At 68.3% G+C, this 13,389-nt stretch carries 13 protein-coding genes and 1 pseudogene; 4 read left to right on the top strand and 10 right to left on the bottom strand.

All coding sequences use genetic code 11. The features are described from left to right. Window positions 1-444: 444 nt before the first annotated feature. The 3 genes and pseudogenes from CRM89_RS31295 (at window position 445) to CRM89_RS07785 (ending at window position 2,613) form a co-directional block, all read left to right on the top strand. Window positions 445-1,592, top strand: a pseudogene (locus CRM89_RS31295) (Tn3 family transposase). A 234-nt stretch (window positions 1,593-1,826) separates the two neighbouring features. Continuing rightward, window positions 1,827-2,105 carry a hypothetical protein gene (locus tag CRM89_RS07790; protein ID WP_060590969.1) on the top strand — a complete coding sequence of 93 codons (279 nt, stop codon included), beginning with the start codon at window positions 1,827-1,829 and terminating at the stop codon, window positions 2,103-2,105. Between the two features lie 97 nt (window positions 2,106-2,202). Continuing rightward, entirely contained in the window at window positions 2,203-2,613 is a 411-nt protein-coding gene (locus tag CRM89_RS07785; RefSeq protein WP_060590970.1) for an SgcJ/EcaC family oxidoreductase, read from the top strand. A gap of 29 nt (window positions 2,614-2,642) precedes the next feature. Here CRM89_RS07785 and CRM89_RS07780 read toward each other — a convergent pair whose 3' ends face one another. The 6 genes from CRM89_RS07780 to CRM89_RS07755 all read right to left on the bottom strand — a co-directional run bounded on the left by CRM89_RS07780 (window position 2,643) and on the right by CRM89_RS07755 (window position 8,652). After that, on the bottom strand, window positions 2,643-3,809 hold the full coding sequence (locus tag CRM89_RS07780) for an AAA family ATPase (RefSeq protein ID WP_098083611.1): 1,167 nt from the start codon (window positions 3,807-3,809) through the stop codon (window positions 2,643-2,645). Window positions 3,810-3,849: 40 nt separating this feature from the next. Beyond that, a complete protein-coding gene (locus tag CRM89_RS07775; RefSeq protein ID WP_098083610.1) occupies window positions 3,850-4,464 on the bottom strand; it encodes a recombinase family protein in 615 nt (204 codons plus the stop codon). Then, on the bottom strand, window positions 4,461-4,886 hold the full coding sequence (locus CRM89_RS32195) for a TetR/AcrR family transcriptional regulator (protein WP_228833814.1): 426 nt from the start codon (window positions 4,884-4,886) through the stop codon (window positions 4,461-4,463). The genes CRM89_RS07775 and CRM89_RS32195 overlap by 4 nt, the downstream gene beginning before the upstream one ends. Window positions 4,887-4,929: 43 nt before the next feature. Further along, entirely contained in the window at window positions 4,930-7,164 is a 2,235-nt protein-coding gene (locus CRM89_RS07765; RefSeq protein ID WP_098083609.1) for a glycoside hydrolase family 3 C-terminal domain-containing protein, read from the bottom strand. Window positions 7,165-7,187: 23 nt separating this feature from the next. Beyond that, complete coding sequence (locus CRM89_RS07760) at window positions 7,188-7,982, bottom strand: thioesterase family protein (RefSeq protein ID WP_098083608.1); 795 nt, start codon at window positions 7,980-7,982, stop codon at window positions 7,188-7,190. Window positions 7,983-8,205: 223 nt separating this feature from the next. Continuing rightward, window positions 8,206-8,652 (bottom strand): helix-turn-helix domain-containing protein, encoded by a 447-nt coding sequence (locus CRM89_RS07755; protein WP_060590976.1) that lies wholly within the window; start codon window positions 8,650-8,652, stop codon window positions 8,206-8,208. Window positions 8,653-8,787: 135 nt separating this feature from the next. Between CRM89_RS07755 and CRM89_RS07750 the strand changes: the two genes are divergently transcribed. Beyond that, window positions 8,788-9,660 carry an aldo/keto reductase family oxidoreductase gene (locus CRM89_RS07750; protein WP_086844480.1) on the top strand — a complete coding sequence of 291 codons (873 nt, stop codon included), beginning with the start codon at window positions 8,788-8,790 and terminating at the stop codon, window positions 9,658-9,660. Window positions 9,661-9,681: 21 nt separating this feature from the next. Here the strand turns inward: CRM89_RS07750 and CRM89_RS07745 are convergent, their stop codons facing one another. From CRM89_RS07745 to CRM89_RS07730, 4 genes are all read right to left on the bottom strand, one after another. Further along, window positions 9,682-10,527, bottom strand: a complete 846-nt coding sequence (locus CRM89_RS07745) for a fructosamine kinase family protein (RefSeq protein ID WP_172964461.1) — start codon at window positions 10,525-10,527, stop codon at window positions 9,682-9,684. 27 nt (window positions 10,528-10,554) lie between these two features. Then, window positions 10,555-11,427, bottom strand: coding sequence for a TIGR03619 family F420-dependent LLM class oxidoreductase (locus tag CRM89_RS07740; protein WP_011209485.1), 873 nt, complete (start codon window positions 11,425-11,427; stop codon window positions 10,555-10,557). A gap of 83 nt (window positions 11,428-11,510) precedes the next feature. Continuing rightward, entirely contained in the window at window positions 11,511-12,317 is an 807-nt protein-coding gene (locus CRM89_RS07735; RefSeq protein WP_098083606.1) for a HugZ family protein, read from the bottom strand. Between the two features lie 334 nt (window positions 12,318-12,651). Beyond that, the gene (locus tag CRM89_RS07730) at window positions 12,652-13,368 is read right to left on the bottom strand and encodes a metal-dependent hydrolase (RefSeq protein ID WP_011209483.1); all 717 of its coding nucleotides are present in this window, start codon (window positions 13,366-13,368) and stop codon (window positions 12,652-12,654) included. Between the last annotated feature and the right edge of the window lie 21 nt (window positions 13,369-13,389).

Genomic DNA, 13,389 nt, shown 5'->3' with positions numbered 1-13,389 from the left:
GAATACGATGCTGACCGAGATCGCGAAGCTGGAAGCGGTCCGTGAGGTCGGGGTCCCGGCGGCGGTGTTCGCCGATATCGCGCCGAAGGTCGTGACCGGCTGGCGCGGACGCGCGGCGGTGGAGTCACCGTCGCATCCGCGTGATCATCCGCGGCGAGTGCAGTTGACGCTGCTGGCAGCGTTGCTGCAGTGCCGGTGCCGGGAGATCACCGACACCCCTGGTCGAGCTGCTGAACTCCACGGTGCACCGGATCAACGCCCGCGCCGAGGTGCGGGTGACCAACGAGTTGATCAAAGTTCAAGAAGGTCACCGGTAAGGAGAACTTGCTGTTCAAGGTGGCAGAGGCGACGGTGAAGGCCACGCTGCGTTCGTCCTATGCCAACCACTACCGGTCCAGGCTGATCAAGCTGTTGAGTGTGCTGGAATTCTGCAGCAACAACACCATGCACCGGCCGGTCTTCGACGCACTGGAGCTCATCGGCAAGTATGCGGGCGCGAACCTGCGTTACTACCCGCCCGACGAGCGAGTGTGGGGCGTAGTGCCGTTGATCGACATCGTCAAGGAGGCCGTTCTGCGCACCGGGTGCCTGCGGGCGGTGACCTCGGTCGCCGACCGCGGCCACCTGGCCGAGGAGGTGCTGGTCGAACGGCTGCTGCTGGCGATCTACGCCTACGGCACCAACACCGGTATCCGGGCGGTGGCCGGCAGCACCGATCGCCACAGCGAAGACGAGATCCGCTACGCGCGCCGCCGCTACCTGAACACCGAGGCGGCGCGGCGGATCGCGATCGAGATCGCCACGGTGGTCGTGCACTCCCAGCTGCTGGACTGCTCGGCCTCTGAGGTGCACGCGATGGTCGACGGCGCGATCCACCACGGGACCGAGATGACGGTGTCGGGCAACTACGTCGATACCCACGGCCAGTCCGAGATCGGGTTCGGCATCACAAAACTGCTCGGGTTGGATTTGCTGCCACGGATCAAGCGGATCAACAAGGTGAAGCTGTACCGGCCAGCGGCCGGGGAGCCGGACCTGTGGCCGGGGTTGAAACCGGCCATGACCCGGCCGATCAACCGGGCGAAGATCGGCGAGCAGTACGACCAGATGCTCAAGTACACCACAGCGATCCGCACCGGTAGCGCCTCCACCGAAGCGATCCTGCGCCGGTTCATGAAAGCCAACTCTGCCCACCCAACCTACCAGGCCATGATCGGACTCGGTCGGGCACAGAAGGCGATCTGGCCCGCTACCTGCGCAGTCGCGGACTGCAACGCGAGATCAACGACGGGCTCAACGTCATCGAGTCCTGGAACCGAGCCAACAGCATCATCTTCTACGGTAAGAACGCCGAACTGGCCTCCAACCGCCGCGACGAACAGAAGAAGTCGGTGCTGTGCCTGCGGATCTGACAGGCCGCCATGGTCTACGTCAACACCCTGATGATCCAGGACGTCCTCGCCGACCCGGACTGGGACGCGGTCCTCACCGCCGAGGACCAACGCGGCCTAACCCGGCTGTTCTGGTCCCATGTGCTCCCCTACGGCAAGGTCAAGCTCAACATGAATACCCGCCTTGCCCTCGGCGGATGAGGAAGGCCGCTGACCGAACGCCGTAGAGACGGAGTCGTACTGGTCGGCGCAGCGGATCGCGCCGCCTGGCGCTGATTGAGGGCGAAGATCGGCGACGTCGATGTCTTCGCATCAAGTGGTCTGGACATGTTCGATGGAACTGGATCGTGCTGTGCTGCGTCCTACCGGAATGTAAGGGTTACAAATAGATTCACGATCCGGGGGTTTCAGAACATGTCAACAAAGTCGGCATCGGTGCAGTTCAAGGCAACGCTGGGCAGTGTGGTGACGCTGCTGTCCGTCGGAGCGGTGGTAGTCGGAATCGTCGCCGGCGGTGCCGGCGTGGCGGTGGCTACGCAGGATTTCGCCGCCTCGGATATGGTTCTGCGACAGAATCCGAATGATTCGATCAACTGGGGCAAGGTGGCCCGAGTGACCGGGTCGGCGAACGAGTGCCGCAGCCTGGCCGTCCACTATCCGGGTGGATACTGCCAGCCCTCCAGCAGTGGATCCTGGCTGGTCATGGTGCCCTGAGACACCTGGGTGCAATACCCGGCTGTGCCGGCGCCCGTCGCGATCGTCGCGTTCGGCACAGCCAGCCACCTACTACGGACACAATGAAAGGGATGGAATGGACATCCACGGTGTGATCACCGGCCTCGCCGGCGCGTGGAATGATGGCGATGCCCGCCGATGGGCAGAGCACTTCACCGACGACGTCACATTCGTCGACGAGATCGGGGCGGTCCGTCAGGGTCGCGACGCGATGGCTGACGCGCACCAGCATTGGTTCGCCACCCTCTACCGTGACAGCACGGTCACCATCGAGGTATCCGAGCAGCGGGAACTCGCTCCAGGCGTGACGCTCGCCTATCTGGAGGCGGTGATCACGATGCCGTCACCGCACCCCGGAACGATGCGCACCGCGCACACGGCCGTAGTCACCGGGGGGCAAATCACTGCCTATCACAGCAGCATTCGGCCCGATGTCGAGGGCAAGGACCTGTCCGAGGTCGTCTCGGTGTCCGCAGGACAGCGATAGGGTTGCCGGATTCGGGATCGGGCCCCGGGTCAGCGTTCGTACCAGTTCCACTGGGGCCGGTCCAGGAGTCCCTGTCCAGAGATTGTCGTTTCTCCGGACTGTTTGACCAGCTCGATCGCGGTCACGCTGTGGCCGTTTCGGATCAGTGCGTCGATCACCATCTGAGCGTGAGAAACCACGATGATCTGGGTGTCCTGCGATACCGCGGCGATCAGGTGTCCGAGCGGAGCGAACAGGTCCGGATGCAGGCTGGTTTCCGGTTCGTTGAAGATCAGAAGCTCCGGCGGCCGGGGTGTCAACAGGGCGGCAACGAGCAGCAGGTACCGCAAGGTGCCGTCGGACAGCTCCGCCGCACCGAGCGGCCGTAGGAGTCCTTGCTGCTTCCATTGCAGGTCGAATCGGCCGTTGCGGTCGTCGACGAACACCTGACATCCCGGGAACGCGTCGTCGATCGCTTCATCCAGCAGCTCAGGGTCCCCGATCTCGCGGATCGTCTGGATTGCCGCCGCCAAGTCGGCACCATCTGCGGCGAGGACCGGGGTCCGAGTGCCGACCCGGCTGAGACGGGCCGGGGCATCGGCGTCAGTGCGGAAGTGGTCGTAGAATCTCCAGCCCCGCATCCGGTCCCGCAAGACGAGCAGCTCCGGCGCTGTCGCCGGGTCGGCGAATTCGGAGAGCATGCTGTCGAACGGGGCGATCGCGTAGTCGGCAATGTCCGAGCCGTCGCGTACCAGCACGCGACTGTTGCATCGCTCAACCAGAACCGCGGACGGTCGAAGCACCGGGCCCGCCCACACACATTCGGACTTGATCTCCGGGTCCAGTCCGAACATCGTGCGGGTCTCGGCGGAGCCGTCGAGGTCTCCGCCCGGTACGCCCAGATCCACTGCGTAGCCGAACTCGTCACCGGCATATCCCAGCCGCAACGTGACCGGACCACTCTGAAGGCTCGGTTGCCCACGCCGAACGCTGCGGGCACCGTTCGGCGGGCCGGCCCACAACGTTGAAGGTAGGCCGCCCTCCCGCGCCAGAGCGCCCACGGCTCCGTTGCGGGCCGTGTCGGCCAGGAGCCGTAATGCCCGGTACAGGTTGGACTTCCCGGCGCCGTTGGTGCCCGTGATCACCGTCAGCTCACCCAGCGGCACCACCAACTCCCGCAGCGACCGATAGTTCGCCACGCTCAGGGTTGTCAGCACCCTATTCGTCCTCTCCGTACGTTTCGATTCGATTCCACAGCTACGCCTGCGGCATGCCGCTGCTCACGATCCGATGAATGGTGGATCGGCCGACGCTGTATTCCTCGGCAAGGTCCGCCAAGCTGGCGTCGTCTCCAGGGTCGTGGTAGCGGCGATAGATCGTCCTCCGGGCTGCAAGCGGCAACTTCGGTCGCTTGCCCTTGAGACGGCCCTTCGCGCGAGCGTTTGCCATCCCCTCACGGGTCCGTAGGTGGTTCAGGTTCGCCTCGAACTCGGCGACCATCGCCAGCGTTTGCAGGAACAGTTCGCCGAACGGGTCATCCCAGTCGTAGATCGAGCTACCGAGGCCGAACAGCACGCCACGCTCGCGTAGGCCAGTGAGGACTTCACCGGCTTCGGCCATGCTCCGCGCGAACCTGTCGAACTTTGTCGTAGTCAGCACTGCCGGTCGGCCTGTGGCAACTGCCGCCGCCGACGCGGCGGCGAGTGCACTGTCGAGACCCGCTCGGTTCTTGCGCGTCGTTCCGGAGAACCCCGTGTCGATGAAAATTCGGTCGTGCGGCACTCCAAGGGTCCGAAGCCGCTCTGTTTGAACTTCGACGTCCTGCTCATCGGAAGAGCAGCGGCTGTACCCGACGCGAAACGGCTCGTTCACCCGCGTATTGTTCCATATAACGGGGGCTCACCGGAACAGTTCACGGAACACCCGGGCTGGGGTTGCTGGGTCATCCACAGGCGGTGGCTCTGTGACTTGCGGCTGATAACACGATCCGTACCGGCACCCCCATACACCGGGTCCTCGCCACCCCGACCACACCGGCGCAGATCCACCACCACCTCCAGCACCTGGCGCACCGTCTCCTCGAACTCCGGTGCGCTGCGCCGCAACTCGGCCAGCAGCGGCATCAACCGCGCCTGCGCCTCGGCCAGATGCCGGGCCGCCAGCGCATGCAGCAACGCCTCCTTGTTCGGAAAGTACTGATACAGGGTGCCGATCGACAGCCCGGCCCGCTCGGCGATGTGATTGGTCGTGGCCGCGAGTCCCCGCCGGGTGAACATCTGCGCCGCCGCCTCCAACAGGGTGTCCACCGTCTCCCGGGAGCGCCGCTGCCGCGGCGCCCTACGCGGACGCTCCGCCATCGGCCGCGCCCAGCGCGCGTGCCAGTGCCTCGGTGTCCATCCCGAAATTCGCCAGCCTGCCCAACGGAATCGACTCCAGCATCCGCATCATGTCCACCCCCAGCGCGTCACCACCGCCGACCATCGCCCCCTTCCCGGCCGCCACCTGACCGATCGCCGCGGCCGCCGCCGGATCGGCCAACGCCTCACCCAACGTCGACTCCAGTGTGATCGGCACCCGCACCCCGTCCCCGGCCACCGACACCGTGCCGGTGAGCCGGATATCGCGACTGGACGCACCGACGAGCACCTCGTAGTCGCCGCCCTCCACCAGCCACCGATCCACCCGGGTGTCCCAGTACGCCAACTCCGCCCGGCCGATCGTCACCCACACCCGCTCGCTCGCACCGGGTTCCAGATCCACCGTCGCGAAACCCTTCAACTCCCGCGGCGGCCGCACCACCGCCGACCCCGGCATGGCGGTGTACACCTGCACCACCTCACGACCCGGCCGCGCCCCGGTGTTGGTCACCGTCACCCCGACCGTGCAACCCGACTCGTCCGACTCCACCGACAACTGCGAATAGTCGAAACTCGTGTACGACAACCCGTGCCCGAACGGAAAGCCCACCGCCAATTCCCGCGCGTCGTACCAGCGATACCCGACGAACAACCCCTCCCCGTAGCGCACATGCGAATGCTCGCCGGGAAAGTTCAGATACGCCGGACAGTCCTGCAACCGCAACGGCACCGTCTCCGCCAACCGCCCCGACGGATCCACCCGCCCGAACAACACATCCGCCACCCCACCACCACCGGCCTGCCCCAACAGGCCGCCGTCCAGAATCGCGGGCACCGCCGCCGCCACCGGCGTCAACCGCACCACCCCGCCGTGCGCGAGCACCACCACCGTCTTCGGCTGCACCCGCACGGTCTCCTGCAACAACCGCAGCTGTTCGGCGGGCAGCTCGATGTCCTCGCGGTCGAACCCCTCCGACTCCTGACTCGCCGCCAACCCCAGGAACACCACCGCCACCTCGGCCGCCGCCGCGGTCTCCACCGCCTCGGCCCGCAACGCCGCCGCATCACCGGTGCCGTCGGTGGTGAACCCCCGCGCATACGCCACCGTCCCCGGCGCCGCCAGCGCCCGGATCTCGGCCAACGGAATGTCGAGCCGGGTGGCGTTCACATGCGAGCTCCCACCGCCCTGATAGCGCGGCGCCTCCGCGAACTCACCCACCACCGCCAGCGACCGCCCCGCCGACAACGGCAGAATGTCCCCGTCGTTCTTCAACAGCACCACACACCGCCCGGCCACCTCCCGCGCCAACGCATGGTGCGCCGCCACATCCACCGGCTCGGCGGACAACTCCCGGCCCGCCGCCACCCGCTCCGCCAACGCCGCCATCCGCGCCGCCGCCCGATCCAGATCCGCCGGATCCAGCTCACCGGCCTCCACCGCGGCCACGACCCGCGCATCCGAATCACCGCCCCCACCGGGCATCTCCAGGTCCAGCCCCGCCGCCACCGCCCGCACCCGATCGGCCACCGCGCCCCAGTCGCTCACCACCACACCGTCGAACCCCCACTCACCGCGCAACACCTCGGTCAGCAACCACCGGTTCTCGGCCGCGTACACCCCGTTGATGCGGTTGTAGGAACACATCACCGTCCACGGCCGCGCCGCACGCACGATATGCGCGAACGCCCGCAGATAGATCTCCCGCAACGGCCGCGCATCGACGTCCGAACTCGACCGCATCCGATCGTGCTCGGCATTGTTGGCCGCGAAGTGCTTCACCGACGCCCCGACCCCGGTGCTCTGCAACCCGGCCACCCACGCCGCGGCCAACACCCCCGTCAGCACCGGATCCTCCGAGTAGTACTCGAAATTGCGCCCACCGCGCGGATCCCGCTTGATGTTCACCCCCGGCCCCAACAACACATCCACCCCCGCCGCCCGCGCCTCGCGCCCCAGCGCCACACCCACCCGGCGCACCAGATCCGCATCCCAGCTCTGCGCCAGCCCCACCGCGGGCGGGAAACACGTCGCAGGCACACTCTCGGCCAACCCCAGATGATCGGTCGCGCCCACCTGCCTGCGCACCCCGTGCGGGCCGTCGGTCATCGTCACCGAGCCGACCGGACCGATCGCCTTGGTCGTCCAGAAATCCGCGCCGCTGCCCAGCGCCGCCTTCTCCGCCGTCGACAGGTCCGCGATCGGTGCGCTCGTCATACGGCCCACACTAGGTCATCGCCTCAGAAGGCCAGCGCCAACTGACGGGACTGGGCCACCAGCGCGCCGCTGCTGTCCCAGATCTCGAAATCCTCCTCGTGGAAGCCGTTCACCAGGTGTTCCGTGCTCACCCGGCACGCCAGCCAGCCCGGCGCCGGACGCCTGCGGATGTGCGCGGTCAACTCGATCGTCGACGACCCGCCGATCCCGTGATCGAACACCACCGGGGGAGCGGCGTCCACCAACGCGGCCAGCGCGATCGGATCCGCCTCCCGCCCGTCGGCGAACCGCATCCAGAACTCCCACGTCGTCGCCCCGCCCGGCGTCCCGCGGAAGAATCCGGGCAACTCCGGCATCCGGTACTCCACCCGCGCCCCGATGCCGTCGCCGCGATCCCGCCCCTCGTGCGGATCGACGCACTCCCGTGGCGCCGGAAGCACCGGGGCCACCCCGGCCTCCATCGTCGGCCCCTGCGCCGCACCGAGATCGCTGAAGGTCGCCAGCACCCGCACGATCTCCCGATCCTCGCGCAGCAACGTCGCCGCCCCGGTCCCGGTGCGCCGCCCGATCCGCGCCGTCTCCGTCGACACCCGCGCCGAACCCGGCGTCCCCGGCCGCAGGAAATGCCCCGACGCCGACAACAGGTCCGGCTGCGGCACCTCCCGCGCCAGCGCCTGCAGACAGACCGCGAACAGATACCCGCCGTTGGCCGTCCCGGCCGGAGTGTTCCACCGATCGGTCAACTCGAGCGCATACACATGCTCGCCCACCGGGGTGCTCGCGGTATCGACGTCGAAAGCGTGCGCGGTAGTGGTCATCGAAATCCTTTCCCTCACCCCGATCATCGCGCACCCCCACGGCCACGGACCGCCGCGCCCCCGGGGGTGCCGCGATCGCCCGGCTACCCCTCGCGCACCCCACCCGCCGGCCCCGCGGCCACCAGCTTCCCGCCGCGCCCGCCGACAGTGAGATCCGGGCCGCCCGACCGCGCCGTGGGCGGTAGCCCTTTCGTCGAGCTGTCGGACGGTTGGATGTGAGTCGTCAGGGGGTGCGCGTGTCGTAGTTCTCGCGGTGGGCGAGTACCTCGGCCATGTGTGTCTGCGCCCAGTGTCTGAGCCCGCGGGTCATGTGGTGGAGCGAGAGGCCGAGGTCTGTCAGCTCGTAGGAGACCGTGACAGGGACGGTCGGCGTCACGGTACGGGTGAGCAGACCATCGCGCTCCAGCGACCGTAGCGTCTGGGTCAGCATCTTCTGGCTGGCTCCGGCGAGAAGCCGAGAGATCTCGGAGTAACGCATCGGCTTCGGACCGTCTGCGTCCGCGGCACCGGGCCGGCCGGAACTGTTGTCGCCGCCCAGCGCACACAGGATCAGGACGACCCACTTGTCCGAGATTCGCTCGAGCAGTTGCCGGCTGGGGCACCCAGCCAAGAACGCGTTGTACTCCACCTTGGCCTGCGCCCTCTTCTCGGCCGCCTTCATCGTCGTCACTGATCGCACCTCTCACCACTGGGTGGGTTACGCACTCCCGAGTGCCTACTTCCCGACAGGAAGTTTCTCTCCAATGCTGATGTAGGAATCCAGCAGGGGCCACCCACCCCCGAGTGCACGACGAAAGGCACCACGATGAGCACACCCTCCCTCCCTCTTCCCGGCGGCACCTGGACGCTCGGTGACCTGACCGTCACCCGGTTCGGCTACGGCGCCATGCAACTGGCCGGCCCGGGGGTGATGGGGCCGCCCGCCGATCGCGAGGGTGCCCTGGCCGTGCTGCGTGAAGCGGTCGCCCTCGGTATCACACACATCGACACCAGCGACGCCTACGGGCCGCGCGTCACCAACGAGTTGATCCGCCAGGCACTGCACCCCTATCCCGACTCGCTCCACATCGTGACCAAGGTGGGCGCGACCCGCGACGAACAGGGCGGCTGGCCGACAGCCCGTCGACCCGACGATCTGCGCCGCCAGGTCCACGACAACCTCGAGTCCCTCCGCCTCGACGTACTCGACCTGGTCAACCTCCGACTCGGCAACGCCCAAGGTCCCCAGCCCGGCTCGCTCGCCGAGGCGTTCGAGACGCTCGTCGAACTCCAGCAGCAGGGCCTCATCCGCCACCTCGGGATCAGCAACGCCACCGAGGAGCAGGTCACCGAGGCACAGCGCATCGCGCCGATCGTGTGCGTGCAGAACATGTACAACCTCGCCCACCGCCACGACGACAAGCTCATCGACCGGCTCGCCACCGACGGCGTCGCGTACGTGCCCTTCTTCCCCCTCGGGGGCTTCACCCCGCTTCAGTCCTCGGCGCTCTCGGCGGTCGCCGCTCGACGGGAGACGACACAGATGTCCGTCGCGCTGGCCTGGCTGCTGCAGCGATCACCGAACATCCTGCTCATCCCCGGCACGTCATCGACGGCACATCTGCGCCAGAACATCGCCGGCGCCGGTCTCACCCTCGCTGAGGAGGACTTGACCGAGCTGGACGACATCAACCGCTGAACACCCCCGGTGTCGACCGCCTCATCCGGTCAAGGCCGCCCGCGCCGCCGCGATCACCTGCCCCCGATACGACCCGCCGAACAACACCACATGCACCAGCAGCGGCGCCAACTGATGCACCGGCACCCGCGCCCGCCACCCCTCCGCCAGCGGCGCGACCTCCTGATACGCCCCCAGGATCCGATCCAGGTACGGCGCACCGAACAACGCGAGCATCGCCAGATCCGACTCCCGATGCCCGCCGTGCGCCGCCGGATCGATCACGCGGGCACCCTCCGCCGTCCACACCACGTTCCCCGACCACAGATCACCGTGAATCCGCGCCGGCGGCTCCGCCGGCCCGCCCAGCACCTCGATCCGGTCGACCACCTGCTCCACCACCCGCACCCCCTCCGCGCCCAGCACACCGGCGGCCCGGCGCAGGTACGGCACCACCCGCCGCTCGGCGAACCACGAGGACCACGGACCGCTCGACCGCGTGTTGTCCTGCGGCAGCTCGGCGATCCACCCCTGCCACGGCGCACCGAACCACTCCGCCCCGCTCGTGTGCAGCCGCGCCAGCCCACGACCGAACCGCTCCGCCGCCTCGGCACTCGGCGCCGCGGCCGACAGCCACGGCAACACCAGCAGCCCCTCGCCGTCGGCCAGCACCGGCACCGGCAGCTCGGCATCCCCCTCGGCCAGCCAGCGCAACCCGGCCGCCTCCGCTGCCAGCACCGGCCCGTGCGCCGCCGTGTGCTTCACGAACACCGCACGCCCGTCCGCCAAGCGCACGCGCGCCAACCGCCACCCGTGGCTCGACCCCAGATCGGTCACCTCCGTGACGGCACACCCGACCGCCGAACCCACCCTGCTCGCGATCTCCATGCCCGCCACGCTACGAGACGAAAACCCTCAGGAGGTGCGTGCGACGACCTTCTCCGCGAACCGCTCCAGATTCGCGATCTTGGTGTCCAGACTCTCGTTGTCCGGCTCCCGGGTGTAGGGATTGCGGAAGCCCACGATCACATCCGTCACGCCCTTGTCCTCGAGCCGCTTCACCCCGTCGACGGTGAACCCGTCCACCGAGATGACGTGGATCTCGAAGTCCTTGCGCGCGCCGTACTCCGCACGCAGCGCGTCCAACTCCGCCAGCAGCCGGTCCAGCTCCTGCGGGTCACCGCCCGCGTGCATCCAGCCGTCCCCGCGCTGCGCCGCCCGCCGCAGCGCCGCCTTGCTGTGACCGCCGATGAGGATCGGAATCGGCTCGGTCGGCACCGGGCTGATCTTGATCGGCGGCAGGTCGTAGTACTCGCCGTGGTACTCGAAGTAGCCGCCCGCGGTGAGCCCGCGCACGATATCGATGCACTCGTCCATCCGCGCGCCGCGCTTCTCGAACGGCACGCCCATGATCTCGAAATCGTCCGGCCACGGACTGATCCCGACGCCCAAGCCGAGCCGGTTGCCGCTCAACGCCGCCACCGATGCCGCCTGCTTGGCCACCAGGACCGGTGGGCGGATCGGCAGTTTGAGCACGAACGGGGTCAACCGCAGCCGGGTGGTCGCCGCCGCGATCGCCGCCGACAGCACGAACGCCTCGACGAACGGCTTGTCCTCCAAGAACTCCCGGCTGCCGTCGGGGGTGTAGGGGTAAGTGGCGTCGGAATCCCGCGGATAGGCGATGCTGTCGGCGATCGTCATCGAGGTATACCCCGCCGCCTCGGCCGCCTGTGCCAGGGGCACGTAGAACGAGGGGTCGGTCATCGTCTCCGCGTAGGTGAACCGCATGCCACAGCCTTCCTGTTCGCGGCGGGCAGCGTGATCGCGGCCACACCGTGTCCGCCCAATCAATCACCCGGCCCCGGTGGCCGTCAAGGCCGGTTCCCGCTGCGTGAGCGTCGCGCCAATTCGACCGTCGCCGCGCGTAATTCGCCGACGTCGTCGAGCGGCGCCAGGTAACCGACCCTGGTGCGCGCCACCCCGCGCGGTGTCTCCACCCGCAGGTCCAGGCCGTAGCGGTCGGCCCGTTCGCACCGCGCCGCCGTGGCGTCCGGGTAGCCGCCCAGCGCCCGGGCCATATCGGCCAACGCGTCGGCGTGATCGTCGTTGAGGTGCGCGACCGCGCGGGCCGCGGCGGGCACGATCGGATCGGGACGGGCTGCGGCGTACTGCTCGGCGGTGGCCGAATCCATCCGCCCGTAACCACCGACCCACCGCACCCGGTGGACCCGCAGGATCCACACCGTGAAGTCGCTGTAGTCGATGTAATGGCGCGCGGCGGGCACGGCTGCCAGGTGTGCGTTCCGTGCCGCATCGGCCTCGTCCCCGGTCGGCTGCTCGACCACGCCGGCCAGCGTCACCCGAGTGCCGGCCAGCGGGTCGGCGGGCACGTCCGGCGCCACGATCGACAGGCTCGCCCGCGGATCGGCCGCGAGATTGCGCCCGTGCTCGGCCAGCCGGGACACACACAGCACCGGCCGGCCGCCCAGTTCGCCGTAGGTGACGAACGAGGCCCAGGGACCGCCGTCCTCGGACAGGCTCGCCAGCGTGGCGATATTGGTGGCGGCCACCACCGTCCTGGCCTCCTCGGCCGCCGAGGGGCGGGTGGCATCCACCACCGGCGCGATGGGCTGGGGGACCGAAGGGGCGTCGCCGGGATCACCGTGATCGAGAGTCATGAGCCAAGGGTGCCACCGGGCGGCGGGGGAGGGGAGGGGTGCTCGGAGGACCTGTGGAGCGAGGGGGGAGCCAGGGATCGGCCTGTGAGTGAATCGGCGGCACAGCAGGATTTCTGGTATTGCAGGCTGATTCCGAGACGAGGAGAAGGAATCGACCGGATCGGCGAGCCCGGTACCGATTAAAGATACCTATACGAAGATATGCGCATCAATGCATACAACGCCTTTCCAACACATCACACACGAAACCCACACTCCTCACCTCCCGAAAAGCTGAGGAGCGCCAGGGGACCAGACCCCCGGCGGCCATACGGTGCCGCCGGGACAGCATCGCTCACGCGGGCACGGTGAAGACGTGCCAGAGCACGGCCAACGTGCCGACGGTGAACAGCGGTGCGAGCACCCAGGTTTCGACCTTGTTGCCGGTCCGCTCGATGATGGGGAAACAGGTGCGTGGCTTGAACGGCCACAGCAGGGGACAGCCGCGGTCGGTGAGGCAGTCGCCGAGCAGGTGGGCCAAGGCGCCGAGGCCGACGCAGAAGGGCAGCCACGCGGGCTTGTCGCTGATCCAGTGGTCCATCACGAAGGTGCCCGCTGCCGCCAGCACGACGACGGTGCCCCAGCTGCGGATGTCGTCTCCCGGCGGGTACAGGTGCAGGGCCCGCACGGCGAGTGCGAGCAGGAAGAAGGCCAGGGCGAGGGTGAACGGTCGTCCGATCCAGTGCATTCCGGCCCAGGTGCCGTAGGCGGCGGCGACCACGAACAGCAGGGAGTGGGTGCCTTGGCGGTGCCCGCCGGACACCTTGGCGATGATCTTGCAGGCGAAATACGACAGCGGCCCGAGCACATGCGCGAGCGTGCCTTTCGGGTGATCGGCGTCGGGCAGCAGCGCCGCACCGGCCGTGAGGAAGACGCCGAGCAGCACGTCGACGGGCCCGAGGCGGGCGTCCACGTCCTGCATCACCGGATAGGTCACCACCGCGAGCGGCAGCGTCGCCGCCGCCACCGACCAGGCGAGCGCGCCGCTGGTCGCATGAGAATGTCCGAGCACCGCGTCGAGAGTAGTTGAACG

The sequence above is a fragment of the Nocardia sp. FDAARGOS_372 genome (assembly GCF_002554515.1).
Classification (GTDB): Bacteria; Actinomycetota; Actinomycetes; order Mycobacteriales; family Mycobacteriaceae; genus Nocardia; species Nocardia farcinica.
Note: the sequence above shows the minus strand (reverse complement) of the source record. Positions and strands in the feature narration are given on the sequence as shown.

Coding starts and splice junctions, on each gene's coding strand:
- CRM89_RS07785 (WP_060590970.1), top strand. CDS start 2,203: ATGGACATCCACGGTGTGATCACCGGCCTCGCCGGCGCGTGGAATGAT.
- CRM89_RS07765 (WP_098083609.1), bottom strand. CDS start 7,164: ATGACGAGCGCACCGATCGCGGACCTGTCGACGGCGGAGAAGGCGGCG.
- CRM89_RS07760 (WP_098083608.1), bottom strand. CDS start 7,982: ATGACCACTACCGCGCACGCTTTCGACGTCGATACCGCGAGCACCCCG.
- CRM89_RS07750 (WP_086844480.1), top strand. CDS start 8,788: ATGAGCACACCCTCCCTCCCTCTTCCCGGCGGCACCTGGACGCTCGGT.
- CRM89_RS07745 (WP_172964461.1), bottom strand. CDS start 10,527: ATGGAGATCGCGAGCAGGGTGGGTTCGGCGGTCGGGTGTGCCGTCACG.
- CRM89_RS07740 (WP_011209485.1), bottom strand. CDS start 11,427: ATGCGGTTCACCTACGCGGAGACGATGACCGACCCCTCGTTCTACGTG.
- CRM89_RS07735 (WP_098083606.1), bottom strand. CDS start 12,317: ATGACTCTCGATCACGGTGATCCCGGCGACGCCCCTTCGGTCCCCCAG.